Genomic DNA, 26,742 nt, shown 5'->3' with positions numbered 1-26,742 from the left:
TTATTTGCGCTTCCAGTACTTCTGCATTTCGATAAACAGAAAGGATGCCGTCCAGGTGATGAGTACCAGACCGGTCAGGGCCTCCAGACCCGTCAGGTACTTGAGGTTGCCCACCGGTGCAATATCGCCGAAACCGATTGTCGTGTACGTGGTGAATGAAAAGTACACGCAGTCCATCAGTGAACCATCGAAGTTGCCAATCAGGCTGCCCCATTCTCCGGAGCGCACCATCAGGTAATAGACCAGCGCGAAGCACCACACCTCTATGGCATGGGCCAGCAGCGCACCGAACACCCCGACGACAATCCTGAAGCGGCTCCAGAGTTTAAGCCTCGGCAACCAGTCATTGAGGCGTAACAGGCATTCGTAGTGGATCACCACTGCGACGATCACCACCAGCGTATTGATCAATGTGACCGCGAACATCATGCACCTCCAGTGAAACGCGGCCGGTGCGATCCACGATTTCCCCAGATCATTGACTCAGGCGAGCAGCAAATGATCTTCAACCTGCTTTACACCGGGCACCGACCAGGCTGCACGTTCCGCGATCTTGCGTTCGCGCCACAAATGAACCCTGCCTTCAAGCTTCACGACGTCGCCTTCGACCTTGACGTGGATCTCCTTGGCATCGACTTCGGCATTGCGTTTGAGGGCTTCTTCGATACGTTGCTGGACATCGACCGCATTCACCCGTGCACGAAGGGTCAGCAGGTTGTCGATGCCGACCACTCCCGACAATTTGTGCACGGCCCGCTCCACGGTTTCTTTCTGGTATTGCCAGTCCACTTCGCCTTCAAGGGTGACCCAGCCGTTCTGCACCGTGATTTCGATGTCGTCCTCGGGAACGTCGGAGCTCCACGCGATGATGTTCAAGGCCCGGGCTGCGATGGTGTCATCCGCCGTGCCAGCGTTTTTCTCCGGCCTGACCTGAATTTCTTCGGCCAGCGCGCGTACTCCTTTGATGCTTTTTACCGCGCGTTCTGCGTTGATTTTCTGCATGTAGCTCTTGACGTGCCCGGAGAGCGTGACGACGCCGTTGTCCACGGTCACACCGATGTTGGCAGCATCGATATCAGGCTGGAATTCAAGCTCTTCCAGAATATGTTGACGCAAACTCAAGTCGCTCATGGTGATGCCCTCTGTCTGATGCGTGGATTACAACGGACGCAAGCCTGGCCCGATCAGTTTTTTCTACACTGGAACGACATCAAGACATTGAGCTAAATCAACAAGGCTTCTGTGAGTGCGTCCGGCTATCACTCGCCGGCCATTAGTTGACAAAAATCAGAGCCCCGCGGCGATAACGCCAGATACTGTTCATCACAGCCTGACACTTCCCTGCCGCGATGAACCGAGGGGAAAACCATGGATAAGCGTTTATCCGTCGGGTAAAGCGTTACCTGGCTTGAGGAAATGACGATGCGAATGACATTTCTCGGTGCGGCGGGCACGGTGACCGGCAGCAAGTACCTGCTGGAACATCACGACCACCATGTGCTGATCGACTGTGGTTTATTCCAAGGCTATAAACAACTGCGTCTGCACAACTGGGACCGCTTCCATGTACCGGTTCGCGACCTCGACGCCATTGTGCTGACCCATGCCCATCTGGATCACAGTGGCTATTTACCGGTGCTGGTGCGCAATGGTTATCGCGGGCCGGTGTATGCCACCCCCGCGACCTGCGAACTGGTGAAAATCCTGTTGCGTGACAGTGGCCGTTTGCAGGAAGAAGAGGCCGAGTTTGCCAATCGCCATGGTTTCTCCAAACACACTCCGGCGCTGCCGCTTTATACCGAGCAAGACGCCGAGCAGGCGCTGAAACTGTTGCATCCGGTGGAGTTGCACCACCGGGTCGCGATTGTTCCGGGCATGAGCATCCTGTTGCGCTGCGCCGGACACATACTGGGCGCCGCCACGGTGGAAGTGGTGGCCGATGGCATGACGCTGGTGTGTTCCGGGGACCTGGGGCGGCCGAACGATCCATTGATGTTTGCCCCGGAAATCATCGAGCAGACCGATTACCTGCTGGTGGAATCGACCTACGGCGACCGACAGCACCCTGTTGAATCCCCGGAGGAGCAACTGGCGCAGGTCATCACCCGCACCGCTTTGCGCCACGGCATCACGCTGGTGCCATCGTTTGCAGTCGGACGTGCACAATTGCTGATGTATTACCTGTACAGGCTTGTCCAGAAGCGGGCGATCCCGGACCTGCCGATCTACCTCAACAGCCCCATGGCCACCGACGTCACGCGCCTGTACCAGCGTTTTCGCAGCGAGCACCGGTTGTCACCGCAGGAATGTGAAGGCATGTGCCATGTCGCGCATTTCGTGCGCTCGACCCGAGACTCTATCGAACTGGACCAGCAACGCACCCCGGCGGTGATCATCGCCGCCAGTGGCATGGCCACCGGTGGGCGCGTACTTCATCACCTCAAGGCACTGGCACCCAACCCGTTGAATACGCTGCTGGTGCCGGGCTTCCAGGCGGGCGGTACCCGTGGTGCGCAGATCATCGCCGGTGCGCCATCGGTGCGTATCCATGGCCAAGACGTGCCGATCCGGGCCGAAGTGGTACCGATGCAAACCCTGTCCGCGCATGCCGATGCGGATGAAATCATGCAGTGGTTGCGCGGGTTCAAACGGCCGCCGAAACACACCTATGTGGTGCACGGGGAACCGAATGCCTCGGATGTACTGCGCCGGCGTATCAGTCTGGAACTGGGCTGGTCGGTTTCGGTGCCGGAGTACCGCGACAGTGTTGAATTAACCCCCCTCGATCAGCCCTCAAGCTCATCACTCTGACAATAAACCCCTTGGCCGGTTTTCCGGCAAAGGGCCGGGGAAAAGATGAGCAAGACAGTTGAGTCTGGCAGCCACGCTATCGCTCACCCTCACCTTGAAGACGTGGGGATGATTGCCCGTGAGCTGGACACTGACATCGGCCTGGGCTTGTCCACTGCTCAAGCCCAGGCCCGTCTGAACCGAGACGGGCCCAATGAGTTACGGGTTCAACCGGTCAAACCCGCCTGGCATTATCTACTGGCGCAGTTTCAGGATCCGCTGGTGTATCTGCTGCTCGTCGCAGTGGCCATCACCTTGGCCATCTGGTTGCTGAGCGATAGTCGCGATTGGCCTGTCGATGCGTTGGTCATCACCCTGATTGTGCTGGCTAATGCGTTCCTCGGGTTTTTCCAGGAAACCCGCTCACAGCGAGCTGTTGCGGCGCTGGCCAAACTGACCCAAACCTCGTCCTCCATCATCCGCGATGGAGCCTTGACGCGTATCCCCAGTGAGCAACTGGTAGTCGGCGATCTGCTGGTGTTATCCGAAGGTGATTCGGTGGGCGCCGATGCTCGTCTTATTCAGGCCAATGCCTTGCGGGTCCTGGAAGCATCGCTGACCGGAGAGAGTGAAGCGGTCTCGAAAAACACAACGTGTTCAAGCACCGAAGCCCCTTTGGCAGAACGCTCCAATATGGTGTTCAAAGGCACAGCCATCGCCCAGGGTTCGGGGCTCGGCATCGTCACTGCCGTTGGCATGGCGACTGAAGTCGGGGCGATCGCTCATCTGCTGGATGTCACGCCCGAAGAGGTGACGCCTCTGCAAAAGGAAGTGCGCGCCATAGGGCGGATGCTCGGCATTGCTGTTCTGCTGATCGCTGCGGTTGTCGTTGCGGCAGTGCTGATGCTCACTGATGTTCACACGGTCGACGATGTGCTGCGGGTGCTTCTGCTGGGTGTGTCTCTGGCGGTAGCCGCTGTGCCGGAGGGGCTGCCTGCGGTTTTATCACTGGTGCTCGCATTCGGCATGCTGCGGATGGCCCGCAACAAAGCCATCATCAAGCGACTCTCTTCGGTAGAGACCCTGGGATCCGCATCGGTCATCTGCACCGACAAGACCGGCACGCTGACCCGTTCTGAAATGACCATCCAGCAAACCATGACGGCATCAGGCAAAGGGGTGGTCAGCGGTGTCGGTTACGCCCCGCAGGGTCAGATTCATCACCAGGACCTGCCCATGAGCGGCGGCCCGGTGCACATCGAAAATGTGCTGTTACTGCGTGGCGGAAGCCTGGCTGGCAATGCCGCGCTTGCGCAGCAGGAAGAGGGCACCTGGGTGATTCAAGGCGATCCGACCGAGGGCGCCTTTCTGGTGGCGGAGCGCAAGCTTGATGCCCCGGCACGCAGCAGGGAACGCTTCGAGCGCGTGGCGGAAATACCCTTTACCTCTGATCGAAAAATGATGTCGGTACTGGTCATCGATCATGAGCGCAACGATGAGCGACTGCTGATCAGCAAGGGCGCGCCGGATGTGCTTCTTCAACATTGCACACACGTTCAGGTCGGCATGGATGTCGTGCCACTCACCGACGAGCTGCGTGCCAAAGCCGTGGCTGATGTGAATGAGTTGTCGGGTGCGGCCTTGCGCACGCTTTCCGTGGCGTACCGTCCCTTGTCACCCGAGGAGGATGTCACGGCCGGTCAACCCCTTGAGAAAGGGCTGGTTTTCATCGGGACGGTTGGCATCAGTGATCCACCGCGTGAAGAAGTCGCGCCAGCCATTGCCGAGGTCCATCGGGCAGGCATCCGCATCATCATGATCACTGGCGACCATCCGCGAACGGCTGCGCGCATCGCCGAGGATCTGGGCATCATCCAGGCCGGTGGAGGGGCATTGACCGGGGCAGACCTGGATGAACTGGACGATGCGGCCTTGGCCGAGGCGGTCAAATCGACATCTGTTTATGCACGCGTGGCGCCCTCGCATAAGCTGAGGATTGTCGATGCGCTTCAGGCGCAGGGGCATGTGGTGGCGATGACCGGGGATGGTGTGAATGATGCACCGGCACTGAAGTCAGCCGATATCGGCATTGCCATGGGCATCACCGGAACGGAGGTGACCAAGCAGGCGGGAAAAATGATTCTGGCTGATGATAACTTCGCGACCATCGTGCTGGCTGTTCGCGAAGGGCGCGGGATTCTGGACAATATCCGCAAGTTTCTTCGTTACTTGCTGTCTTCCAATATGGGGGAAGTTCTAACGGTCTTTCTTGCCGTCATCGGTGCCGGCGTCATTGGGTTGGTGGATGAGAAGGGCGGGATCATCCTGCCGCTGCTGGCCACGCAGATTCTGTGGATCAACCTGATCACTGATGCGGCGCCTGCCATCGCGATGGGGCTTGATCCGCACAGTGAGGATGTGATGACACGCAGCCCGCGCAAGCCAACGGATCGAATCATCGACACAAGCATGTGGAGCGGCGTGTTCCAGGTCGGTCTGGTGATGGCGTTGGCGAGTTTGCTGACGGTCGACTGGATGCTGCCTGGTGGCCTGATACCGGGTAATGAGTCGCTGGTTCAGGCCCGTACTGCCTGTTTTACGGTGCTTGTATTGGCGCAACTGTTCAATGCACTGAGTGCTCGCTCGGAATCAGCCAGTGCATTCATCGGATTATTCGCCAACCAGTGGCTCTGGGGTGCAATTGCCCTGGCGATGACCTTGCAGATTGCCGTAGTGCACTGGTCACCACTCAACAAGGCTTTCAACACGAGTGCATTGACGCTGGGTCAGTGGGGGCTTTGTGTTGCAATGGCCAGCACTGTTTTCTGGTTCAGTGAGTTGCGCAAACTTGTGTTGCGTTTGAGAAGCCCGTGGCGAGAACAGGACCTGTGCCAAAAATTGTCCTGAGTTTCATGGCGCGGCTCAGCGCCCGACAGGAGTGTCCGAGCGCTGTCGCAGCGTCCCTCTACAGATCTTCAGGTGAAACCACCCATACACTGCACGGCATTTTGTACAGCAGATGCTCCACGGTGCTGCCCACCAGTCGACCTATGCCACGATGGCCGACCCGGCCCATGACAATCACATCGACGTTGTACGCATCGGCGTAATGGGTAAGGACCTTGGCCGGGTTGCCCATGATCATGTGCTGTTGCTCCGGCGCAATACCGTTGCGCTCGGCCAATTCGCGGAAGGCATCGCCCTGTGCATCGAACAGTGTCTTGGCTTTGCCTGAAGAGAAAAACGTCGAGGCGTTGTCGAAATCGAACTCGTCCGCGCTGATCGATGACAGGTCATGGGCATAGATAACATCGAGCTCGGCGTTGCAGGTACTGGCCAGCTTTGACGCCTCGCGCAGAATCCTGTCGTTGAAATCCTTGTACTGAGTATTGCTGTGGAAGGGGTCGACCGCGGCGACGATCTTGCGTGGCAACGCGTGCTGCACATGGCTGACAAAATGCAGCGGAACCGGGCATTCGCGCAGCAGATGAATATCCAGGGGCGTGAACATGATCCGTGACAGCAGCGACTCGTACTCCAGAGCCTTGATCAGGACTGCCATCGGCTGTTCTTTGAGGTGAACGAGGATTTCCTGCAACGGTCTTTCTACCCAAACCACTTCAGTGGTGACAGGCACACCGATTTTACGCAAGGGACGGGCCTGTTCTTCGAGCCACTGGCGATGGCGCTCGACATACCCGAGCCGCATCTGCTCCTGCACTTGTTCATTGACCAGGCTGGCCGTTGCCAAACCTTCCAGGTAATCGAAGGCGACGATGTGCAGGGCCGCGCCCGCGGCCTTGGCCAACGCGGCGGCCCGATCGAACGCGGGGCTGTTTTCCATGAGCGGCGAGACGACCAGCATGAAGCGTAATTGCTCAGACATGACAAAGCTCCTGTCAAAAACTGCGGAAACACCTGTGCTCCATGGCACCCATGCGTTTGGGCACCGATGCCCTGTTTTTTATCCTGTCACTGACGGGAGGAACGGGATTGATCTTTATCAACCTGGCGAGTGATGCAGCATGCGCCCCGACGTGTGGTGGGGGGCGTTGTAGAGCCGCTTTCGGGTTTGTTTCCAGCAAACTGACGATTCAGAAGAACGGTCGACCCTATAGCTGACAAAGATCAAATCCCCCGGTTCTGAAGCGCTCACTCTGTGGTTCTACCCACTGCATCGAGATGGCCGTGCGCCGAGGTGCCCTATGTCGCAGACACAGCGTTTACTGTTGATCGCTCCTTCCGCCATGACTCGTACTCCAGCGTTCGACCGGGCCACCATGTTGGCCCGCGCGATACAATTGCCGATGTTGCAAGGAGAGTAGTGGTGAAAATTCAACGTCTGCTATTGATTGCCCCGACCGAAATGGTCCGCACCCCGGCTTTCGATCGGGCGCGAGCCCTGGCCTGTGCAACCGGTGCAATGTTGCACATCGTCGCTTTCGATCATGTCCAGGCACTGGCGGTGGCCGGCCTGTTTGACCACGACGCAATGGCTCAGGCGCGGGAAGGTTACTTGCAGGTGCATCGTCACTGGCTGGAGCAGCAAGCCCGGTTTCAACGATACGAAGGGTTGCAGGTGACCACTGAAGTGGTCTGGGCCAGACCGAGCCTGGCGCATCTGCTTGAGTACGTGAATGACTTCCATGCGGACCTGGTGATCAAGGACACACATCGCGTGTCGGCACTCGATCGCGTCTTTCACCGGCCTCTGGACTGGCAGTTGCTGCGCAACTGTCCGGCCCCTTTGCACCTGGTCACCGATGCCGCAAATGCAAACCCGTTGAGCATACTCGCCACCGTTGACCTGTCCCATCTGGAGGCGCTGACCCAAGGGCTTAATGACCGGATTCTCGACCTGGCCTCGACGTTGGCTGAATCCTGCGGCGCCACCTTGCACCTGCTCAATGTCGACGGCTGGTCGGAGTTGGGGGAGTCTGAGGTGAACGTGCCGACAGCGACACTGGATGGCAGTTTGAGAGACGCGGTCATCGATGCTCAGCTGGAGGCCTTTGAGGTGCTTGCCGAGCGCTACGGAATCGAGAAACAACAGCAACATCTACTGCCTGGGATTCCCTCTGAGGTGATCGCACATTTTGTACAACGACATGCCTTCGACATGGTAGTACTGGGGACAACCTACCATCGCGGGATCGATATGTTCATCGGCAGTACGGCCGAAAGTGTGTTGAACCGGTCGCCCTCCAGTCTGACGATCGTCAAGCCATTGCCCCGGGTCGACTGACAGGTTCTGCCTGGCGCCGTCGCGACCACAAAAAAAGCCCCTGACCGGTTTCCCGGCAAGGGGCTTTCTGTCGCGCGAAGGGCGATTCAGCTTGATTTGATTTGCACCTTTTTGTCCGCGTTCATGGCTTCGGGCTTCTTCGGCAGCGAAATGCTCAGCACACCTTTACTGAAGTTCGCTTCGATCTTGTCGGCATCGACACCTTTAGGCAGGCTGAATGCCCGCTGGAAGGAGCCATAGTGACGCTCTGACAAGTGATAGCCCTTTCTTTTTTCTTCCTTGTCCTCTTTCTTTTCACCCTTGATGATCAGGTTGCCATTGGACAATTTGATGTCGATATTTTCCTGATCCATGCCCGGCAGTTCGGCGGTGATTTCGAAGCTTTCATCCTTCTCGGTAATGTCTACCGCAGGCAGGCTGCGGCCGATAAATTCCCGACTCCAGAACGGTTCGACATCGAACAGCCCACGCCGGAAAGGGGTCAACCCCGAGCCACGATTGAAGTCTTCGAACAGGTGATCGACCTGCTGGCGCAGTTTTTCCAGGGGCCGCCAAGGGTCTGCCACCGTCGGTTGCTGATCGGTTTTTTCGTCGTCGGTCTGCACCGGCATTTTCTTCTCGAAATTGGCCATTTTTCATTCCTCCTATCGAGCACTGCGGTGGGCCGGGAACGTCTCGGAGGCCGGTCCACCACGACAAATTCAGGCCTTACCTTAAAAGGTTAGTATTCCTGCAGCCGCCAGACCGACCAACAGTCGGTTTCTGACGGCGAGCCGTCTATTTCGAGAACTTGCGCGCACCGACCACGCAAAGGATCACCGCAACGGTCACACCCAACATGCCAAGGCTGACCTGCTCATGCAGCAGCGTGGCCGCCAGCGCCAGGCCAAAAAACGGCTGTAGCAGCTGAAGCTGACCGACGGCGGCAATCCCGCCCTGGGCCAGCCCGCGATACCAGAACACGAAGCCGAGAAACATGCTGAACAGCGAGACATAAGCCAGGCTGATCCATGCGGTCGGGGTGATTCCCGAGAGCGAAGGCGGGGTCAGGAACCAGGTCAGCGGCACCATGACGGGAAGCGACAGCACCAGGGCCCAGGAAATCACCTGCCAGCCGCCCAGTGTTCTTGAAAGCTTTGCGCCTTCTGCATAGCCCAATCCGCAGGCGAGGATGGCCAGCAACATCAGAATGTCCCCCGCAGGAGAGGCGGTCAGGCCTTGGGAAACGGCAAAACCTACCACCAGCAGGCTTCCCAACACTGAGAAGAACCAGAAGACCGGCCGGGGACGCTCGCCACCGCGCCAGACGCCGAAGGCTGCCGTGGCGAGGGGCAATAGGCCAACGAAGACGATGGAATGCGCAGACGTCACATATTGCAGTGCCAGCGCCGTCAGCAGTGGAAACCCCAATACAACGCCCAAGGCCACGATTGCCAGGGAGAGAAGCTGACTCTTGGCCGGTCGTTTTTCGTTGAAGAGCAACAGCATGCACAGCGCCAGAAGGGCAGCGATACTGGCTCGGGCAACCGTCAAAAAGACCGGGTCAAACTCCAGAACGGCTACCCGTGTCGCGGGCAGCGAGCCGCTGAAAATGAGCACGCCGATGAACCCGTTGAGCCAGCCGCTCGCGGTCTTTTCCGTGGTGTGGGTTTGCAGATTCGATGTGCGTTCCATTGAGGACTCCCTTTATGCCGGTTGCATGGGAGGCATCCTATGGACGAAACTCAATACAATCAAAATATTGTCATGGATACACTTGCGCATGCCTCGTTCACGCTACAAATCACTGGTGGATGAATTTGCCGCGGACATCCGCTCAGGACGACTGTTGCCGGGCACGCGCTTGCCGACCCACCGTCAGTTGGCGGCAACGGAAGGCCTGGCGCTGGTGACGGCTAGCCGCGTTTACGCGGAGCTGGAAGCCATGGGCCTGGTCAGCGGAGAGATGGGGCGGGGGACTTTCGTCAGGGAAACGTCGTGGTCACCGGGCCAGAGTATCGACCAGCATAGCGTTGCCGCTGGCATGACGGACCTGAACTTCAACTATCCGGCGCTTCCCGGGCAGGCAGAACTGCTACGAAATGCCCTGCGCCAGCTCGCATCGGCCGGCGATCTGGAATCGCTGCTGCGCTATCAGCCACACGCGGGGCGCCTGCATGAACGTGCCTCTGTGGCGCGCCATCTGCGCGTCCGAGGCCTGGCGGTTGAGGCGGACCAGGTGCTGATCGTCACCGGTGCCCAGCAGGGGCTGGCCGTGACGATGATGGCGCTGTTGCAACCCGGTGACGTGATTGCGTCGGACGCCTTGACCTATTCAGGATTCAAGGCCCTGGCCGACTCACTGCACCTTGAAATCGTGCCCATTCCGGTGCTCGATCACGGCCCTGATCTGGAGGCGCTGGAAAGCCTGTGCCGGCACAGGCGCGTGCGGGCCGTGTACACGATGCCGACCCTGCACAACCCGCTGGGATGGGTGATGAGTGCCGATCAACGGGAATACCTGGTGACGATTGCGCGTCGGCATGGGCTGCTGATCATTGAGGACGCCGCTTACGCCTTCCTCGCGGAAAATCCTCCCGCACCACTGGCGGACCTCGCCCCTGAGAGAACGGTGTACGTATCAGGCCTCTCCAAGAGCGTGGCCACCGGACTGCGCGTCGGCTTCGTCGTCGCCCCCCTTCAACACGTGCCCGCGCTGGAGCGCACGATCAAAGCGACCACCTGGAATACCCCGGGCGTGATGACGGCAATCGCCACTGCCTGGCTCGACGATGGCACCGTCATGCAACTGGAAGCCGAAAAGCGTCGCGACGCGCAAGCAAGGCAAGTCGTGGCCGGCGAGGTACTGGCGGGGCTGCGCTGCATTCGCCATCCCTCGTCGTATTTTCTTTGGCTGCCATTGTCGGAAGACGCAAGGGCGGACCAGATCGCCATGGCGTTGATGCGCGAAAACGTCTCGGTTTCCACCGCCGAACCGTTCGCCACTTCGGCCAACGTCCCGCATGCGTTTCGTCTGGCACTGGGCTCCGTGGAGATGGGTGCATTGAGGGAGGCGCTGGAAAAAGTGAAGTGGATGATTGGGGCTTACACATAGTCTCGTTATTACCGAAGAGTATGTGCCTGCGCCGCACTGATCAGCAGGGGGACGGCGCTAATGCCAGTCAGCCAAGCGCAATACCTGTGGGAGCGGGCTTGCCCGCGAAGGCGCAGTGCCAAGCAACATCAATGTCGACTGACACTCCCTCTTCTCGGGCCATCGTCAGCAAGATCTACCAAGCTCACCCGATCGTCTGATCCCTCGGGTGGGTGATGCTACCGTTTGAAACCCGGAAAGTCTTCAACGTCGAGGGCTTTCCAGTGGTCAGTAGAGTGCCTTTATTCCAACAACTAGCGCATTACAATCTCACTGAATTTAACGGTAAGCGCCTCATCATTCCCATCCCGAAACACTAACTTGATCGCAGGTGTTTTGCTCAGCTTGCTGTTGCTCTGCTGGAAGATCAGCGTAACCCGTGTCGGTACATTGCGAATCAGCGGGAAGCGTAGCCAGGCGTTGTCCTCGACCTGGCCTACCCGGATCGACTCGAACTTGAGAGGGCCACCAGACTCGTCGAATAGTCGGGTGCCGTCGTCGAAGCGAAAGCTGCGGTCCACGTTCAGATTGGTCAGTTCAAATGTGCAAGTGGGCAAGCGGCCGATATTTTCGCAGCCCTCCAGTTCTATGCGTACGTTATCCAGCACTTCCATGCGTTTGCCGAGCAGGTTGTTGCCTTCGTTTTCGACGATCCTGGCTTGCAGTTTGGCGAACTCGAAAGAGGGCTTGGAGTATTCGGTGCCCAAGATGAAGAAGCCAAAAGACAAGCCGGCAACCATGAGAAACTGCAATGTGCCGCGGAGCATCGGCGTGAAGTTACGAATCTGCCAGCCGATTGAAACGGCCCCCAGAAACAAAAAAGTACTCACCAGCAACACCACGTTTTTCCAGCTGATAAAGCTGAAACCGAACACGCTAGGGTCTGGCACGGCATAGGTGATCAACGCCCACATGGCGCCCAGCACGACGCCGAGGCCTGCCATGCCGCGGGTGATCAATGAAGTGAATTTCTGAGTGCGGGTAAGCGGTATTGCTGAATCTTGCGGTGACATCACAGTGCTGACTCCTTGTTCCGTAGTCGATCGTCCATCCTTGAAGGCGACTGTCAGGCTGTAGCAATAAAAACCTTGAAAAAATCAAGGTCAGGGCCTGATGGTGCCAGCTTGGCATTATCCAGTAATGGCGCGGTGGGTAAAGGACCGTTTAGGGATTGTTGTCAGCGCTTTCGGGTTCAAGTCGGTCTGATTGATGATGTTGATCAGCGTTATCAACGATGAGATTCTAAACGCGGAATGTCTCATCCATCACTGGCCGATCATGGGCTAACAAATAACGCTGATGTTTCTGATACAGCTGCGCCAAGGGAGTCCTATTCGGACCGACGACATCCATGCCGCGATCATCGTAGGGAAATGCCATAACCTGCAGGCTCAGGTTGAAAAAGTAGATGTCACAAAACGGGCGGGGCCGAATGTCTCCGAAGTCCCTCGCCAATGCACACCATAGAAAATTCTGAAGTAGCGACAAAGGGGCATGAAAGGCGACATTTACCCAATACTCTTCTTCACTTTCATCAAACCAATCGTCCGGATGAAGGAGGTTATGCCATCGGGAATGATTCGAGGGAATTCTGATGCCCGCGGCCCGAAGCTCTGCTAAAACAGGTCGGAGTGCAAAAGGATTTGTCCCGGAGCGAACACGAAGACACACAACGAGCGATCCTTCGTCAGGGAAAATGTCCTCGCAAATGCATCGTGCTTTTTGAAGCGCGAGAAGAAACTGTTCAATGGCAGTTCCCTTTTCGGAAAGGCTAAATCGCAAACCTCCCGGGCAGGAATAGAACAGCGGCCGTTCGAAGGCTTTTCCCGCGAAAACCTCATCAATTTTACGCTGCAGGTTCATTACTTTACGGTCCTTCGCAAGAGGGATTAACAAAAGGGAGTCGGCGGCCAAGAACACAACTTTAGGCGCATGGGGCTTTCCTGCGAGTCCAAAGGCTGTAGGGCTGGGGTTTTGAGGCGCAGGGGCACTGCTCCACTGGAATAAACATCGAATATTTGCTTAAGTCCACTGACACACCTGTGCGGTGATTGAATCCCAAGGCGCTTCAACCGGAGAATCCCATGCCCCCTCGATTCCCGCGTTTCGCCGCATTGCTCGCCATTCTCCTGGTCGGCACCTTGCCCTGCGCCCACGCCGTCGAATACACCCAGGTGAACACCACCGCCAGCAAGATCTCTTTCACCTATAACCAGTTCGGCTCCAGGGCATATGGCACCTTCGGCAAATTCGACGCCACAATCGATTTCGACACGGCGAACCCCACCGCGGCCCACGCCAAGATGACCATCGACCTTGCCAGCATCGACGCCGGGGGCAGCGATGCCAACAGCGAGCTGCAAAAGCCTGCCTGGTTCAACACGGCGGAGTATCCGGTGGCGACCTTTGAATCAACCGGGGTAAAAGCGCTGGGCGACCATCGCTACTTGATCACCGGCAACCTCACGCTCAGGGGCATGACGCGTGAGTTGCAGGTCAAGGTATTGCTGAAGCCGGAGAAGGCCATCGGCATCTTCGATGGCGACATCATCGTGAAACGCAGGGACTTCAAGATCGGGGAAGGGGAGTGGGCGGACAATGTTGTCTCCAACGACATCAACATCCGCTTTCGCATCGTCGCGCCCGAGCGTTGATTTTCCTGCGAGGGCTCGATCTGTGACAATAGCGGGCTTAACCCGGAGTCTAAAACGCAATGCCCCAGCTCACCCACTTTGCCACCCCATGCCCAGAGCCCATCAACAGCCAGATTCTGCAGATGGTCGTCGACAACCTGACCGACATCAGCATGGTGGGCATCGCGCCGAGCAACCCGTTGTACAACGTCTATCAATACGCGGTGGGCTACGAGGTTCATCTCTACCTCGAAGCGCTCAGCGGCGCCAAAGGCATTGCGGTCGAACTGATCGTCGCCACGGATGATGAAGACCCTGAGCAGGTCATCGGCTTTCTGCTGTACCTGCCGGTCAAGGACGACCCCGAGGCGTGCGGCGTGGCGTACATGGCGGTGCAGGCCAGCCACCGGCGGCGGGGCGTCGCCCGGGCGATGCTGCAAGACATGCTCGGCCGCTACCCGCATGCCGAACTCACCTGCACGGTCGCCAAAGTGCCCTGGTTCGAGTCGATGGGCTTCCAGGTGCTGGGCGTGCGCGGCACTCAGGTGCTGATGAACACCCGTGATCACGGCACCGAAGGCTTGATGGGCTTACTGGATGTCACATCTATCTACAGTTCTCTGGAGGTGCGGCAGATACATACGTATCTGCTGCACAAACACGGCAAGCGGGCGATGATCGATGCAGAGAAGCAGCGCGACCGGCATCTCGACCAGATGACGCGCAACGCCAAGGCGTTTGTGCTTGATCGTTTGAGCAAAGACGCCGTGAGCGGACCTCGTCCCGACTAGACTGTTGAGTCCTTTCGGGCGCGCAGGCTGGCCGAGGCGTGATATTCTGTCGCATTAACTTGGTTTGACTTATTCGGTTCGTACGTCCACAGACGTCCGACAGAATCAATGTCGCTCAAGTAACTGAGCCAATAATGATAAAAAGTCAGTGCACGAGGGACATATAACTGAGGTCGATGGAGACACGTCGGCCTTGTGTGCCCACCTTCAAATCCTTGTAGATGCAGGAACCCACGGCACGCTGCCTGCGTACCCGTACTCTTGGGTTGCTCATGTTGAGGATTGAGGGCGGATGGCGTTTATCATAGGTGCTACAGATGTTTAAGAAACTGAACACGGCCCTGCTGGGGCTGGCTTTGTCGATGGGGATCACGTCCGCCTACGCGGAAGAGGCAAAGAAAGTCGATGTGCTGCTCATTGGCGGCGGCATCATGAGTGCAACGCTGGGTGTCTGGCTCAATGAGCTGGAACCTGGTCTGTCGATGGAAATGGTCGAGCGCCTCGACGGCGTCGCCCAGGAAAGCTCCAACGGCTGGAACAACGCCGGTACCGGTCACTCCGCCCTGGCCGAGTTGAACTACACCCCGGAAGACGACAAGGGCAACGTCCAGATCCCGAAAGCCGTTGAAATCAACGAAGCCTTCCAGATCTCCCGTCAGTTCTGGGCCTGGCAAGTTCAGCAAGGCGTGCTGAAGAACCCGCGTTCGTTCATCAACTCCACTCCGCACATGAGCTTTGTGTGGGGCGATGACAACATCAAGTTCCTGAAGAAGCGCTACGAAGCCCTGCAAGCGAGCCCGCTGTTCGCCGGCATGCAGTACTCCGAAGACCCGGCTGTCATCAAGAAGTGGGTTCCGCTGATGATGGAAGGGCGTGACCCGAACCAGAAAGTCGCGGCCACCTGGAGCCCGCTCGGTACCGACGTCAACTTCGGCGAGATCACCCGCCAGTTCGTCGCACACCTGCAAACCACGCCAAAGTTCGACTTGAAACTGTCTAGCGAAGTGCAAGACATCACCAAGAACGAAGACGGCAGCTGGCGCGTCAGCTACAAAAACCTGAAAGACGGCACCAAAACCGAAACCGACGCCAAGTTCGTCTTCATCGGCGCGGGCGGCGGTGCACTGCACCTGCTGCAGAAGTCCGGCATTCCTGAAGCCAAGGAGTACGCAGGCTTCCCGGTTGGCGGCTCGTTCCTCGTGACCGAAAACCCGACCATCGCCGAACAACACCTGGCCAAGGCCTACGGCAAAGCCTCCGTTGGCGCACCACCCATGTCGGTTCCGCACCTGGACACCCGTGTCCTGGACGGCAAGCGCGTCATCCTGTTTGGCCCATTCGCGACCTTCAGCACCAAGTTCCTCAAAGAAGGCTCGTACCTGGACCTGCTGACCACCACCACCACACACAACGTGTGGCCAATGACCAAGGTCGGCATCAAGGAATACCCGCTGGTCGAGTACCTTGCAGGCCAACTGATGCTGTCTGATGAAGACCGCCTCAACGCCCTGAAAGAGTACTTCCCGAACGCCAAAGCCGAAGACTGGCGCCTGTGGCAAGCCGGCCAACGCGTGCAAATCATCAAGCGTGATGAAGCCGCTGGTGGCGTGCTGAAGTTGGGTACCGAGATTGTTGCCTCTGCCGATGGCTCCATCGCTGGTCTGCTGGGCGCATCGCCAGGCGCATCGACTGCCGCACCGATCATGCTGACCGTGCTGCAGAAAGTGTTCAAGGACAAGGTTGCCTCGCCAGCCTGGCAGGAAAAGCTGCACCAGATCGTGCCGAGCTATGGCACTCAGCTGAACAGCAACCCTGCGAAAGTGGCTGAAGAGTGGGCTTACACCTCCAAGGTGCTGGAGCTGACTCCGCCGCCGGCGATTGGTCAGGTGGCGGCTCCGGCTGCTGCTCCGGCTGCTCCTGCCAAGGCGCCGAAGGCTAATGCTGCGACGGATATGGCTTTGTAAGTAGAAGCGTAATCGCAAAGCCCACTGGATCGGAGACGGTCAGTGGGCTTTTTTGTGGGGGAGTGTTTGCTGCAAAGGGCAGATTCATCTCGTTTCACGTGTCAGCGTTCGGGCCGCAAGCGGTCAGTCATGAACGTTCCGCTATCAGCCATGAGCGGCCACTCGAACACATCACCTGATCGGCTGTTTTGTAGGACCAAGCGGTCACCGATGTTCCGCTGCCAACATTGACCTGAACTGAGAAATGATCTCTGAAGATAGCCCGGCACCTTCGAACACTGCGCAGGTGAAGCTAACGGGTGCAGGGCCTGGAGCAGTTATGATGCGGTCTGCAACCACAGCCACTGGACTGCTTCGATAAAGCGTGCGCCCCTCATAACCTACGGCATTCTGTTGTAAGAAGTCAGCGCTGTTCGAGGTATGAGGAACCGTGTCGAGAAGCCCGGCCCTCGCAAGTGCCAGCGTTCCCCCACAGATACCGGCAATTGTCGCTCCACTTGAACGACTAGCATGAAGAAAGTCTCGAATATCCGGTGCTTCTGCACGTTCCCAGACCATTCCTCCAATGACGACAACAACGTCCGGTTTCCAGTCCAGACATTGTTGCAAACTGCTATCAACCGTTACAGCCAATCCACCCTGCGAGCGGAACTGCCCCGTAGCAGGAGCGAAAAACCTGACGTCGATCCCGTAAAACGGGGACGCAGTTCCAGCAATCAAAGCATATTCCCAGTCCGCAAAACCGGGTGTCAGTATCAATCCCACGCGTGCCATCAGTCAGAATCCTCCATGAATGCCAATAACATATGGCGACAACAAACATACATCAAGGGCTGCTTTGGGTGGTGGATTCAACCGGTCGCAAAGGGCTGCAATCGACCCAAAGTGGAGATCGACCCAGTCTTGAGCCGATCTATCAATGCCGGTTAGAAACGCCAGTCCTCAGCATGCACTACACGACAGAATGGGCCGGCCAGGGTTGCGTTGTGATGAGCGACGATATTTTCGGCCTTCAACGCAGGAGTGTCGGCGCAGGTATGACCATCGGCGATCAGCACCGCATCGAATCCAAGATCGCGTGCAGCGCGACAGGTACTGTCGACACAATACTGGGTCTTCATTCCGGCAATAACCACGCCCTGAGATCCACAAGCTTTTAACCGATCGGCCAGATCAGTCATGTAGAAAGCGTTGGGTCGGCTTTTTTCGAAGATCACCTCGTCGCCTTCCAGTAACAGTTCCTGCACCAGTTGCGTCAACGGGCTTCCAGGTTCGATAGGCGAGCCGGGCGGACCTACGTGGCGAGCAAGAAAAATAGGCGCGCCTGCCCTGCGGGCTTTGCTCAACAGGCTGTTCAAAGTATTCAGCAGCGCTTCGCCATCCCATGGTTTATCCGGGCCATGAAACAATCCAACCTGCATATCGAGAATCAACAGTGCATGCATAGTGCTTTTCCTTGCGTTTGGACCAACGACACAAGGGCAAAAGAAAAGGCCCTATCCATCGCTGGCGGGCCTTTGAAGTTCGTGCGTTATTGGTTCACGACACCTCTCACGACCCGCCTCGGGCGGTCGTGGTAGTGGTGGTCGAGGCAATGCGTAACTGATTCATAAAGTCGACAGTAGCCGCACGGTGCCTGGTTGGCAAGGGGACATGACCTGCGCAACGGCTACTTCTTGTATTGATCGTTGGGAGCCGATTCTGGCCGAGGGTATGCGAGAATTTTGCCGCAGGCCAGACGGGGGAGCTACTTTTTCAACAGAATCGGCCAAAAGGAGTCATTCAGGCCATCAATAAAACGGATGACTTGTTGTATTCACTGAATGGGATACCTTGTTGAGCCAGTTACTCATTGCTCAGGGAGAGCGCCATGTCTGTAGAAGTTCACCTTTCGGAAAATGCCTCTGAAGCAGAGCGGTTAGGAATTTTGACCCCATTGCTGGCCCATAACCTGGCCAACGGTGGAGACGACGCCCATGAAACTTTTGCTCTGTTGCTACGAGACGCTGACAGCAATGAAGTTATTGGCGGGCTGTACGGCAAGGTCTCTTATCGATGGCTGCTCATCGATCTTATCAGCGTTCCCGAGTCGATGCGTGGTCAGGGTATCGGAGAACGGCTAATGCGCATGGCTGAAGAAGTTGCGCAGAAAAAACACTGCATTGGTATCTGGCTGGAGACCTTCAGCTTTCAGGCTCCCGGGTTTTATCGAAAACTTGGTTACTCCGAATTCGGACGCCTGGCAGACTATCCACCGGGACATACCCGGCTCTATTACCAGAAGTCATTGTGCTGACCGCGTTTTGGATCTTGGGCCGATAGCTGTGCTTCGTAGCGGGCAGAAATCGGCCACTTAGCGGACGTTCGGCCTACATCCGCTTTTGATGCAAACTTGCCATTCGCTCCGAGCTTGTGGCGATGTGAGCATTGTTTCGATTGAGGAGTGGCTTCAACCATTTCTCGTTACTGCTCGAGCATCAAGCTACGCCAAATGATCATCGGCTTTTCTACAGGCACGACTTCTGGTTTCAACTGCTCCTGTGTGGGCCTGTTGTGCGGTGGTTGCTCCTCTGGTTCAGGCGCTGGAGTCTGATACTTGGTGGCATGCACGTTATCTACTGACATTTTTTGTAGTGCGCTTATTTGATTGTTATGGTGACTTTGCCTTTTGATCTGCCCTGCTCGACGTACCGCAACGCCTCTGCAGTCGATTCAAAAGGGAAGGAACGATCGATGACCGGTTTGATGACGCCAGCTTCGATAAGCGAGGTGATTCTTTGCAGTTGTACCCCGTCGGCACGCATAAACAAAAATGCATAGCTCACCCCATGCTTGCGGGCTTTTCTGCGAATACCGCTGCTCAGCAGGCGCATGACTTGCCGTAGCATCCAGGACAAGCCTTGCTCTTGGGCAAATTCTGCTGTCGGTGGTCCGGAGAGGGAAATGAGCTGTCCGCCAGGCTTGAGAACCTTGATCGATTTCTCCAGTACATCGGCACCGAGGCTGTTCAACACCACGTCGAAGTCGCGCAACTCGTTTGCAAAATCCTGCTGTTTGTAATCGATGACCACATCCGCCCCGAGTGCTTTCACCCATTCGACATTCGCCGTACTGGTGGTCGTCGCAACGAAGGCGCCGAGGTGTTTGGCGAGCTGGATGGCAAACGTGCCGACACCGCCGGATCCGGCATGAATCAACACCTTCTGGCCTTTTTTCACCTGGGCGGTCTCAACCAGCGCCTGCCAGGCCGTCAAGGCGGCCAAGGGGACGGACGCCGCTTCGGCCATATCGAGATTCGAGGGTTTCAGCGCGAGGGCGTTTTCGTTCACGGCGATCAGTTCGGCAAACGTCCCGATCCGTGCCTCGGGAGGGCGTGCATAGACTTCGTGTCCTGGCTTGAATCGCTTCACCGCCGAGCCCGTGCGAACGACCACTCCGGCCAGGTCATTGCCCAATACCAATGGGAATGTATAGGGCAGGATCAGTTTGAACTCACCCGTTCTGATCTTCGAGTCCAACGGGTTCACGCTCGTTGCATGCACCTGGATCAGAACGTCATGCACACCGACCGCAGGGTCGGGCACTTCGCCAATCGTTCCGTTCTGCTTGCCGTAGCGGTCGATAAAAAATGCCTTCATGTTGCAGCTGCTCTTGTCGGTGGAATGAGAATGGGGCGCGGCCCCGACAACGTTGATGCGATTAGACGTGCAGGCTGTCAGGCATCGAGGAACGCCAAAGCGTTGGCCACGAAATCGGTATGGTGCTGGAAAATGCTGCCGTGCCCAGCGTCCTGGTAAATGATCAGCTGCGCGTTGGGGATTCGCTTTGCCAGCTCAAGCGAGTTGACAGTGGGCACCATGATGTCGTTGTCCCCGTTGGCTATCAGCGTCGGCATACGCAGGCGACCGAGTTCTTGCGGCGCCTGCTTGCCCCACGCAGTTATGGCTTTCAACTGCCGTAAAAACGCGCGGGGTGTCGGGCCTTTGTCCCGGTCTTGCCGGCGCTCTTTCAAACGTTGCAAATACTCGGACGCGGCACGTTGGCCGTTGGCCGCGGTGGTAAAGAACAGGTAGAACTTGGGATCTCGTAGCGTCAGCAGCCCCTTGATCATTAACGGCCAGGTCACCGAGCCGACGTTGTCGATGCCTGTGCCGCCAGCCGGTCCGGTTCCGGTGAGGATCAATTTGCGCACGCGCTCGGGAGCTTTCAGGGCGATGTCTTGAGCGACGAAGCCGCCGAGTGAAAAGCCGAGCAGGTCAACCTTGTCCAAACCCAACGCCCGAATCAGGCCGATTGCATCGTCAGCCATTTCACCGACGGTCAATGGCGCGGCGCCACCCGAGCCACCGATACCGCGGTAATCGGTGGTGATGACACGCCGGTTTTTTGCCAGACCGTCGATGATCCTGGGGTCAAAGTTATCCAACACTGCCCCCCAATGGTTGAACATGACCAGCGGGACCTCCGTCCTGGGTCCCAGGTCACGATAGGCGAAGGGGATCCCGCCTACCAGAACCGACTGGTTCGCCGCGTTGATAAATAACGACTGCGAACCTGGATGATTGCTTCTAGCCAAAACAGTCATGTTTATTCCGTCCGATTGCGGGGCGAGGCCGACCTGCTCGACATGGGTCAGGCTTGAGTCAAATAGCGTTGCGCCACGGCGGACTGCCTGATCTGCGACAAAAGACCCTGACGTGCGGTTTGCAGGGCATCCCAGCGCTCGCCTTCATGCAGCGGAGGAATGGTCACCGGTTCGCGACGGTCGAAGCCAACCAGTGCGGCATCGACCAGATCACCCACTTCCATGATTTCGCTCAAGGTGTTGATGTCGATACCGGCGCGGTCCCAAATCTCCGTGCGGGTAGCAGCGGGCAGTACGGCTTGCACATAAACACCCTGAGGCGAAAGTTCCAGGCTTAGGCCTTGGGACAGGAACAGCACAAACGCCTTGGTCGCCCCATAGACCGACATGCCAAACTCAGGCGCCAGACCCACCACCGAACCGATGTTGATGATGGCGCCTTCACCTGCTTTGGCCAGGCGTGGCGCGATGGCGCTGGCGAGCCGCACCAGCGCAGTGGTGTTGAGGGCCACCAGTTGCGCAACGCTGTCGGTGCTCTGCTCGATAAAGTTGCCGGACTGTGCGGCGCCGGCATTGTTGACGAGGATGCCGATGCGCCCGTCATCCCGCAGGCGCGCTTCGACGGTGTGCAGGTCGCTGAGTTGAGTCAGGTCGGCCTGAAGCACTTCAATGGCGACGTTGTGTTCGCCACGCAACTTTGCGGCGAGCGTTTCCAGGCGCGAGTGGTCGCGGGCGACCAACACCAGATCATGCCCGCGTTGGGCGAAACGCTCGGCGTAAACCGCGCCGATGCCGGTGGAAGCGCCAGTGATGAGAACGGTAGGGTGAGTCGTCATGATGTCAGCTCTTTTTTCGGGAACATGAATGGGGATGGATGCACGATCGAAATCAGGCCCGATCAGCTTGTGCCTGGTTCGCGGCAGCGCTTGATTCGGCAAGCGTCGGGTAGTCGATGTATCCCGCCGCACCGCCGCCGTAGAGCGTGGAGGGGTCGAAGGCGGACAGTGGCGCACCGTTCTTGAGCCGCTCCACCAGATCAGGGTTGCCGATAAAAGGGCGGCCAAAGGCGATCAGGTCGGCCTTGTCATGCGTAAGGCGTGCCGTGGCCAGGTCCAGGTCATAGCCGTTGTTGGCGATGTAGGTGTTCTTGAAGCGTTGGCGCAAGGCGTCGAAATCAAAGGGCGCCACGTCGCGTGGCCCACCGGTCGCGCCTTCGACGACGTGCAGATAAACGATGTCCAGAGCATTGAGTTGATCGACGATGTAATCGAACTGAGCCTGTGGATCACTGCTCGATACACCATTGGCCGGAGAGACAGGCGAAAGGCGAATGCCCGTGCGATCAGCACCAATCTCGGCGGCCACGGCAGCCGTCACTTCCAGCAGCAGACGCGCACGGTTTGCGATCGAGCCGCCGTAGGCATCAGTACGCAGGTTGGCGCCGTCCTTAATGAACTGATCCAGCAAATAGCCGTTTGCACCGTGGATTTCCACGCCGTTGAAGCCTGCCGCAATGGCGTTTGCCGCCGCTTGGCGGAAATCGTTGACGATGCCCGGCAGTTCGTCAGTCTCCAGCGCTCGCGGCTCGGAAACGTCCTCGAAGCGATTGTTGACGAACACCTTGGTCGCGGGACGAAGCGCGGAAGGGGCTACCGGCGCCGCGCCTTGCTGTTGCAGATCCACGTGGGAAACACGGCCCACATGCCACAGCTGCAGGAAAATTCTCCCGCCCTTGGCGTGCACGGCATCGGTCACCTTGCGCCATCCCTCTATCTGCGACTGCGTGTAAATGCCCGGGGTGTCCTGATAGCCCTGTCCCTGCTGGGATATCTGCGAGGCTTCGGAAATCAGCAAACCCGCGCTGGCCCGCTGGCTGTAATAGGCAGCAGCAAATTCACTCGGCACAAAGCCTTTGCCTGCGCGATTGCGCGTCAGTGGAGCGAGAACCACGCGGTTCGACAGCGTCAGGGCGCCAAGCGTGTAAGGGGTAAACAGATTCTGGTCGCTCATGGGTGTGTGTTCCGTGCCCGTTGGTGAATTTCAAATGGCTGGCATTTAGGATGATGATCGAAATCTAAACTGTCAATGGTTTTGATTATGGTCAACATCTATGTATCATCAGGTGATGAATTTCCAGCGGTAGCGAGGTATCGAACATGCGAGTGTCCAAGGCCCAGGCCCAGGCAAATCGGGAGCACATCGTCGAAACGGCCTCAGTCGTGTTTCGCGAGCGCGGTTTTGACGGTGTCGGCGTGGCCGACCTGATGGCCGCCGCCGGTTTCACCCACGGCGGTTTCTATAAACATTTCGGTTCGAAGGCTGACCTGATGGCCGAAGCCTCGGCCAACAGTCTTGCGCAGTCACTGGCCAGCGCCGAAGCATTGAGCGTGAAGGATTTCATCGATGTGTATGTGTCCAGGGATCATCGCGACGGGCGCGCCACGGGTTGCACCATGGCGGCGTTGTGCGGTGACGCGGCGCGTCAGTCAGGCGATTTGAAGTCGGCATTCGCTGAAGGCATCGAGCGCACGTTGCAAACGCTCGGCGAAAAATACCCGACCGGGCCGGATGCGGCGCCGGGTGAGGCGAGGGTGAAAATGATCGACCTGCTGGCGCGCGCGGTCGGCGCGATCATGTTATCGCGCGCCTGTCCTGACGACTCGGCGCTGGCCGATGAAATTCTGGCGGTGTGTCACGCGCAAATGACCGCATCATTATCTGTTCAATCGTAGATTCAGTCGTAGAGGGGATAAATGGATGTTGCACAAAGCGCGCTGACTTGCTTCGTCGTTGGACGACACGCACGGATGACCGTTTTGGCCGATTGCAAAATAAGCGGGAAAAGTGAAAGAACAGCAATCCGAAATTGGTAGAGATATGCAGGCGAGTTCCCAGCCAATTCTGATTGCTCTTGTCACCGAAGCGCTTAAGGCGACCCTGTCCAAACACATCCCGAAATAGACTGTAAAACAAGGCTGGTTTTCGGAGAATCGCTCTCCCTATAGCCGATCGTCTTCCTCTTTATGGTAGTTGCCGGTCGCCGTCCACTTGAGTAACGCTGACTAACTACTGTCCTCCAGGCAACCAATGACCGCTGTGTGGTTTCTTGCCGGTCGCGAAGGGCAACAGAATCGACCCAATATAGATAGTCCGTCAGGATTTCGTACTCTCAAACCCCATCCGCGAATTTGCAAACCACTGACGACATATTGGTAGGTCTGGAGAGTGGCATGACCACCACGCAAAAACTGACTCAAACAACGCTATGTGCAATGTCAGATCGAAGGTTATGGGCTGTCATGAAATGAAAAAACGCTGTCGCCAAATGAAAGGCTGGCGCACGCCACGTCTATAAACTCCTCCTCAAGCTTGCGCAGCAAGCCCAGCTATTTGGCTGTTGGCGCTCACGGACGCGAAACGTCTTTGGAGAAATCTGCGCATTTCCTACGAATGGAGAAGAGACAATGAGTGAGCGGTCGATAACGCAGTTCTTTTCCGCTCTAGGGGCCCCGCTTTGCATGCTGCGGCAGTCTTGGGGGCAGCGCGAGCAGATGGCAAAAATCTCCGTTTTCTGCGTCCTCCCCGACTAGTGCGCTGTCGGTTGGACGGCACATTGTTACCAAAACAGCAGTAGACTGCCACAGATCATAAGCTGGCTATCTATTAGTATGCTTTGTATATTTGAAAATTATTCATCAACTTTGAATCTGGATAATTAAGAATTTTAACAAACTAACAAACTAACAAACTAACAAACTAACAAACTAACAAACTAACAAACTAACAAACTATAAGTGATTAATATCTAACTTACAAATATATTGCTATAAGTCAACAGCCTGGCTGCGCAGTCGCCCTAATAAAGCTTACGTTTAAAAAGCGTTCCTAAATCACATTGCTGAAGATAAAAATAAGTAATAGTTTTTGCGATTTGTTTTTTTGTTATATTCATAAATTGTACAATCAAAAACCATGACAAACTTTGCAAAGATATCACTTCAATGCCCTCAATGCTGGATGCTCGATATAAATAATCGAATCCTGTTTGACGGTGCCAATCAAATACACTTGACAAATATTGAGAACATCATTGTAAAGAACATGCTCCTCAAGGAGGAGCGCATAATCAGTAGGGCAGAGCTAATTAGTAGTATTGGGAGAGAGCCTGGCCTCTATCGTGGCCTGGAGATGAGTTTGAGTAGGCTGCAAGTAAAGTTCAAGAAAAGCGCTGGAGGTAGGTATCTCTTTCGCGCAGTCAGAAATCGTGGATACTGCCTCACTCAATCCATACATATTAATGGGGAACCGTCTCGGGAGTTTACGTGAGGTAAGCGGCAATACACCATGGTCATATGGCTGATGATGACTAACGAACTTATGAATTTAGGGGGGCAGCGTTTAAGATGAGTGAGTTAACTTTTTACGATGGGCCTTGCGCTTTGATACTGGTGCAGCGGATATGAAAATGCCATCGCATAACTTCTGAGTTATGCGACGACTAATTCGGGCGTGAAACTGTCGCACGTACTCAGTTATCTGAGACATGAGATGTACAGATGTGGCATTGAGAAAGAAGGGAGGTAAATCCGATACGCTCGGTTCCCACTCAGGACAAAAATCTGGAGTCGCAGCGAAGCACACTGACGACTTTAGCCTGTCACAACTGACCGAAAATGGCCGCTTCTGACCCGACTGCTGCCCTTCCTGACTGGCAGAATTCGACCCATTCCGCCACTCAAGGATTTCACCGCCGACTACTCTAAAACCAAGCCAGATTTCAACGGTGCACAGTCAGATATCGAGCGTTACTTTTGCCTCTGGGAAACCGATATGACAAATCCTCAAAATAACGCCGAACCCGACGAGGATTTAGCTCGGGTGATTATGGGGAAAGGTCCCTACACCTATCTATTGCTGCTCTTGCTAGGGTTGATCCTTCTGTTTCCCTTTCTTGAGGAAGGTATATTTGCTCGTACCTTGCTCGGCATTCTTTTTTCGATCGTGCTGCTCGTGGGGGCTTTCGCCACCAGGCAGACTCGGCGGGGGTTCATTCTCAAACTGGGCCTGGCGTTGCTTGGGGTTGGCCTTCAATGGACGGCGTTATGGACTGAGAGTATCGCGATTCTTGGCCTTGCCGGGATAGCGTATACGGCGTCTCTTGCAGTCTCGTTTAGCGGAGTGCTTCTCTACATTCTCAAGCGCGGGCCAATTACAGCTGGCAAGCTGCATGGTGCGCTGGCGGGTTACATCATGCTGGCTTTCGTTTGGTCCTTCGTTTATGCCCTGGTGGAGATATCCAGCGCTGGTTCATTCGGGCCTGGCCAACTCGACTTCGCACAGCCTGGTACGTTCTTCAAATTAATCTATTTCAGCCTCACGACGCTCACAACCACCGGTTACGGAGATATTCTCCCGTTGACCAATCACGCCCGCTCACTGGTAATGGTCGAAGAGTTTTCAGGCGTCTTTTACGTTGGTGTTGTAATCGCTCGTTTTGCCGGTCTTTATCCATCGAATCAGGCTAAGTGACGGACGACCGACTGCTGATGGCCTATGCCATTGAAGAAGTCCGCCTCGGTTTTCATTGAAGCTGCATGGCGG

23 protein-coding genes are annotated in these 26,742 nt (G+C 56.6%); 10 read left to right on the top strand and 13 right to left on the bottom strand.

Translation table 11 applies throughout. The features are described 5' to 3' along the window. Both AB7M26_RS23910 and AB7M26_RS23905 read right to left on the bottom strand, forming a co-directional pair. On the bottom strand, positions 1 to 426 hold the full coding sequence (locus AB7M26_RS23910) for a potassium channel family protein (protein ID WP_123494013.1): 426 nt from the start codon (positions 424 to 426) through the stop codon (positions 1 to 3). A 57-nt stretch (positions 427 to 483) separates the two neighbouring features. Further along, a complete protein-coding gene (locus AB7M26_RS23905) occupies positions 484 to 1,131 on the bottom strand; it encodes a BON domain-containing protein (protein ID WP_123494015.1) in 648 nt (215 codons plus the stop codon). Between the two features lie 291 nt (positions 1,132 to 1,422). On the opposite strand from AB7M26_RS23905, the gene AB7M26_RS23900 reads away from it, so the two are divergent. Both AB7M26_RS23900 and AB7M26_RS23895 read left to right on the top strand, forming a co-directional pair. Beyond that, positions 1,423 to 2,811: an MBL fold metallo-hydrolase RNA specificity domain-containing protein gene (locus AB7M26_RS23900; protein ID WP_123494017.1), complete on the top strand. Its 1,389-nt coding sequence runs from the start codon at positions 1,423 to 1,425 to the stop codon at positions 2,809 to 2,811. Positions 2,812 to 2,856: 45 nt separating this feature from the next. After that, the gene (locus AB7M26_RS23895; RefSeq protein ID WP_429386455.1) at positions 2,857 to 5,697 is read left to right on the top strand and encodes a cation-translocating P-type ATPase; all 2,841 of its coding nucleotides are present in this window, start codon (positions 2,857 to 2,859) and stop codon (positions 5,695 to 5,697) included. A gap of 58 nt (positions 5,698 to 5,755) precedes the next feature. On the opposite strand, the gene AB7M26_RS23890 is transcribed toward AB7M26_RS23895, so the two are convergent. After that, positions 5,756 to 6,676, bottom strand: a complete 921-nt coding sequence (locus tag AB7M26_RS23890; RefSeq protein WP_123494021.1) for a universal stress protein — start codon at positions 6,674 to 6,676, stop codon at positions 5,756 to 5,758. Between the two features lie 441 nt (positions 6,677 to 7,117). Between AB7M26_RS23890 and AB7M26_RS23885 the strand changes: the two genes are divergently transcribed. Next, entirely contained in the window at positions 7,118 to 8,035 is a 918-nt protein-coding gene (locus AB7M26_RS23885; RefSeq protein ID WP_123494023.1) for a universal stress protein, read from the top strand. 86 nt (positions 8,036 to 8,121) lie between these two features. On the opposite strand, the gene AB7M26_RS23880 is transcribed toward AB7M26_RS23885, so the two are convergent. Then, a complete protein-coding gene (locus AB7M26_RS23880) occupies positions 8,122 to 8,667 on the bottom strand; it encodes an Hsp20/alpha crystallin family protein (protein ID WP_123494025.1) in 546 nt (181 codons plus the stop codon). A gap of 145 nt (positions 8,668 to 8,812) precedes the next feature. Continuing rightward, positions 8,813 to 9,709 carry a DMT family transporter gene (locus tag AB7M26_RS23875; RefSeq protein ID WP_123494027.1) on the bottom strand — a complete coding sequence of 299 codons (897 nt, stop codon included), beginning with the start codon at positions 9,707 to 9,709 and terminating at the stop codon, positions 8,813 to 8,815. 88 nt (positions 9,710 to 9,797) lie between these two features. Between AB7M26_RS23875 and AB7M26_RS23870 the strand changes: the two genes are divergently transcribed. Further along, positions 9,798 to 11,129 (top strand): aminotransferase-like domain-containing protein, encoded by a 1,332-nt coding sequence (locus AB7M26_RS23870; protein WP_123494029.1) that lies wholly within the window; start codon positions 9,798 to 9,800, stop codon positions 11,127 to 11,129. Between the two features lie 293 nt (positions 11,130 to 11,422). Here the strand turns inward: AB7M26_RS23870 and AB7M26_RS23865 are convergent, their stop codons facing one another. After that, entirely contained in the window at positions 11,423 to 12,181 is a 759-nt protein-coding gene (locus AB7M26_RS23865) for a hypothetical protein (RefSeq protein ID WP_259698655.1), read from the bottom strand. A gap of 229 nt (positions 12,182 to 12,410) precedes the next feature. Continuing rightward, on the bottom strand, positions 12,411 to 13,031 hold the full coding sequence (locus AB7M26_RS23860) for a DUF3885 domain-containing protein (protein WP_123494368.1): 621 nt from the start codon (positions 13,029 to 13,031) through the stop codon (positions 12,411 to 12,413). Between the two features lie 221 nt (positions 13,032 to 13,252). Between AB7M26_RS23860 and AB7M26_RS23855 the strand changes: the two genes are divergently transcribed. The 3 genes from AB7M26_RS23855 (at position 13,253) to mqo (ending at position 16,556) form a co-directional block, all read left to right on the top strand. Next, complete coding sequence (locus AB7M26_RS23855; RefSeq protein ID WP_123494033.1) at positions 13,253 to 13,822, top strand: YceI family protein; 570 nt, start codon at positions 13,253 to 13,255, stop codon at positions 13,820 to 13,822. Between the two features lie 59 nt (positions 13,823 to 13,881). Beyond that, positions 13,882 to 14,592, top strand: coding sequence for a GNAT family N-acetyltransferase (locus AB7M26_RS23850; RefSeq protein WP_123494035.1), 711 nt, complete (start codon positions 13,882 to 13,884; stop codon positions 14,590 to 14,592). Between the two features lie 317 nt (positions 14,593 to 14,909). Further along, positions 14,910 to 16,556 carry a malate dehydrogenase (quinone) gene (gene mqo / locus AB7M26_RS23845; RefSeq protein WP_123494037.1) on the top strand — a complete coding sequence of 549 codons (1,647 nt, stop codon included), beginning with the start codon at positions 14,910 to 14,912 and terminating at the stop codon, positions 16,554 to 16,556. 204 nt (positions 16,557 to 16,760) lie between these two features. Here mqo and AB7M26_RS23840 read toward each other — a convergent pair whose 3' ends face one another. Next, positions 16,761 to 17,330, bottom strand: coding sequence for a DJ-1/PfpI family protein (locus AB7M26_RS23840; protein ID WP_123494039.1), 570 nt, complete (start codon positions 17,328 to 17,330; stop codon positions 16,761 to 16,763). A 152-nt stretch (positions 17,331 to 17,482) separates the two neighbouring features. After that, positions 17,483 to 18,001, bottom strand: a complete 519-nt coding sequence (locus AB7M26_RS23835; protein WP_123494041.1) for an isochorismatase family protein — start codon at positions 17,999 to 18,001, stop codon at positions 17,483 to 17,485. A gap of 425 nt (positions 18,002 to 18,426) precedes the next feature. Here AB7M26_RS23835 and AB7M26_RS23830 point away from each other — a divergent pair, with 425 nt between their 5' ends. Beyond that, the gene (locus tag AB7M26_RS23830; RefSeq protein WP_123494043.1) at positions 18,427 to 18,852 is read left to right on the top strand and encodes a GNAT family N-acetyltransferase; all 426 of its coding nucleotides are present in this window, start codon (positions 18,427 to 18,429) and stop codon (positions 18,850 to 18,852) included. A 343-nt stretch (positions 18,853 to 19,195) separates the two neighbouring features. Here the strand turns inward: AB7M26_RS23830 and AB7M26_RS23825 are convergent, their stop codons facing one another. From AB7M26_RS23825 to AB7M26_RS23810, 4 genes are all read right to left on the bottom strand, one after another. Beyond that, a complete protein-coding gene (locus AB7M26_RS23825) occupies positions 19,196 to 20,194 on the bottom strand; it encodes an NADP-dependent oxidoreductase (protein ID WP_123494045.1) in 999 nt (332 codons plus the stop codon). 77 nt (positions 20,195 to 20,271) lie between these two features. Then, the gene (locus tag AB7M26_RS23820; RefSeq protein ID WP_123494047.1) at positions 20,272 to 21,141 is read right to left on the bottom strand and encodes an alpha/beta fold hydrolase; all 870 of its coding nucleotides are present in this window, start codon (positions 21,139 to 21,141) and stop codon (positions 20,272 to 20,274) included. Positions 21,142 to 21,188: 47 nt separating this feature from the next. Beyond that, positions 21,189 to 21,977: an SDR family NAD(P)-dependent oxidoreductase gene (locus tag AB7M26_RS23815; RefSeq protein ID WP_123494049.1), complete on the bottom strand. Its 789-nt coding sequence runs from the start codon at positions 21,975 to 21,977 to the stop codon at positions 21,189 to 21,191. A gap of 52 nt (positions 21,978 to 22,029) precedes the next feature. Beyond that, the gene (locus tag AB7M26_RS23810) at positions 22,030 to 23,151 is read right to left on the bottom strand and encodes an alkene reductase (protein ID WP_123494050.1); all 1,122 of its coding nucleotides are present in this window, start codon (positions 23,149 to 23,151) and stop codon (positions 22,030 to 22,032) included. A gap of 146 nt (positions 23,152 to 23,297) precedes the next feature. Here AB7M26_RS23810 and AB7M26_RS23805 point away from each other — a divergent pair, with 146 nt between their 5' ends. Both AB7M26_RS23805 and AB7M26_RS23800 read left to right on the top strand, forming a co-directional pair. Next, a complete protein-coding gene (locus tag AB7M26_RS23805) occupies positions 23,298 to 23,873 on the top strand; it encodes a TetR/AcrR family transcriptional regulator (protein WP_123494052.1) in 576 nt (191 codons plus the stop codon). 2,098 nt (positions 23,874 to 25,971) lie between these two features. Next, on the top strand, positions 25,972 to 26,670 hold the full coding sequence (locus AB7M26_RS23800; protein ID WP_123494056.1) for an ion channel: 699 nt from the start codon (positions 25,972 to 25,974) through the stop codon (positions 26,668 to 26,670). Positions 26,671 to 26,742: the final 72 nt, after the last annotated feature.

The sequence above is a fragment of the Pseudomonas sp. F-14 TE3482 genome (assembly GCF_053629455.1).
The sequence above is the reverse complement of the archived record's forward strand: the minus strand, read 5'-3'. Positions and strand labels throughout refer to the sequence as shown.

What these genes read in the sequence shown, in the direction of transcription:
- AB7M26_RS23870 (WP_123494029.1), top strand. Translation starts at nt 9,798, where the DNA reads ATGCCTCGTTCACGCTACAAATCACTGGTGGATGAATTTGCCGCGGAC.
- AB7M26_RS23865 (WP_259698655.1), bottom strand. Translation starts at nt 12,181, where the DNA reads ATGTCACCGCAAGATTCAGCAATACCGCTTACCCGCACTCAGAAATTC.
- AB7M26_RS23900 (WP_123494017.1), top strand. Translation starts at nt 1,423, where the DNA reads ATGCGAATGACATTTCTCGGTGCGGCGGGCACGGTGACCGGCAGCAAG.
- AB7M26_RS23805 (WP_123494052.1), top strand. Translation starts at nt 23,298, where the DNA reads ATGCGAGTGTCCAAGGCCCAGGCCCAGGCAAATCGGGAGCACATCGTC.
- AB7M26_RS23825 (WP_123494045.1), bottom strand. Translation starts at nt 20,194, where the DNA reads ATGAAGGCATTTTTTATCGACCGCTACGGCAAGCAGAACGGAACGATT.
- AB7M26_RS23895 (WP_429386455.1), top strand. Translation starts at nt 2,857, where the DNA reads ATGAGCAAGACAGTTGAGTCTGGCAGCCACGCTATCGCTCACCCTCAC.
- AB7M26_RS23830 (WP_123494043.1), top strand. Translation starts at nt 18,427, where the DNA reads ATGTCTGTAGAAGTTCACCTTTCGGAAAATGCCTCTGAAGCAGAGCGG.
- AB7M26_RS23860 (WP_123494368.1), bottom strand. Translation starts at nt 13,031, where the DNA reads ATGAACCTGCAGCGTAAAATTGATGAGGTTTTCGCGGGAAAAGCCTTC.
- AB7M26_RS23905 (WP_123494015.1), bottom strand. Translation starts at nt 1,131, where the DNA reads ATGAGCGACTTGAGTTTGCGTCAACATATTCTGGAAGAGCTTGAATTC.
- AB7M26_RS23880 (WP_123494025.1), bottom strand. Translation starts at nt 8,667, where the DNA reads ATGGCCAATTTCGAGAAGAAAATGCCGGTGCAGACCGACGACGAAAAA.
- AB7M26_RS23815 (WP_123494049.1), bottom strand. Translation starts at nt 21,977, where the DNA reads ATGACGACTCACCCTACCGTTCTCATCACTGGCGCTTCCACCGGCATC.
- AB7M26_RS23855 (WP_123494033.1), top strand. Translation starts at nt 13,253, where the DNA reads ATGCCCCCTCGATTCCCGCGTTTCGCCGCATTGCTCGCCATTCTCCTG.
- AB7M26_RS23890 (WP_123494021.1), bottom strand. Translation starts at nt 6,676, where the DNA reads ATGTCTGAGCAATTACGCTTCATGCTGGTCGTCTCGCCGCTCATGGAA.
- AB7M26_RS23875 (WP_123494027.1), bottom strand. Translation starts at nt 9,709, where the DNA reads ATGGAACGCACATCGAATCTGCAAACCCACACCACGGAAAAGACCGCG.
- AB7M26_RS23820 (WP_123494047.1), bottom strand. Translation starts at nt 21,141, where the DNA reads ATGACTGTTTTGGCTAGAAGCAATCATCCAGGTTCGCAGTCGTTATTT.
- AB7M26_RS23850 (WP_123494035.1), top strand. Translation starts at nt 13,882, where the DNA reads ATGCCCCAGCTCACCCACTTTGCCACCCCATGCCCAGAGCCCATCAAC.
- AB7M26_RS23835 (WP_123494041.1), bottom strand. Translation starts at nt 18,001, where the DNA reads ATGCATGCACTGTTGATTCTCGATATGCAGGTTGGATTGTTTCATGGC.
- AB7M26_RS23840 (WP_123494039.1), bottom strand. Translation starts at nt 17,330, where the DNA reads ATGGCACGCGTGGGATTGATACTGACACCCGGTTTTGCGGACTGGGAA.
- mqo (WP_123494037.1), top strand. Translation starts at nt 14,910, where the DNA reads ATGTTTAAGAAACTGAACACGGCCCTGCTGGGGCTGGCTTTGTCGATG.
- AB7M26_RS23810 (WP_123494050.1), bottom strand. Translation starts at nt 23,151, where the DNA reads ATGAGCGACCAGAATCTGTTTACCCCTTACACGCTTGGCGCCCTGACG.
- AB7M26_RS23910 (WP_123494013.1), bottom strand. Translation starts at nt 426, where the DNA reads ATGTTCGCGGTCACATTGATCAATACGCTGGTGGTGATCGTCGCAGTG.
- AB7M26_RS23800 (WP_123494056.1), top strand. Translation starts at nt 25,972, where the DNA reads ATGACAAATCCTCAAAATAACGCCGAACCCGACGAGGATTTAGCTCGG.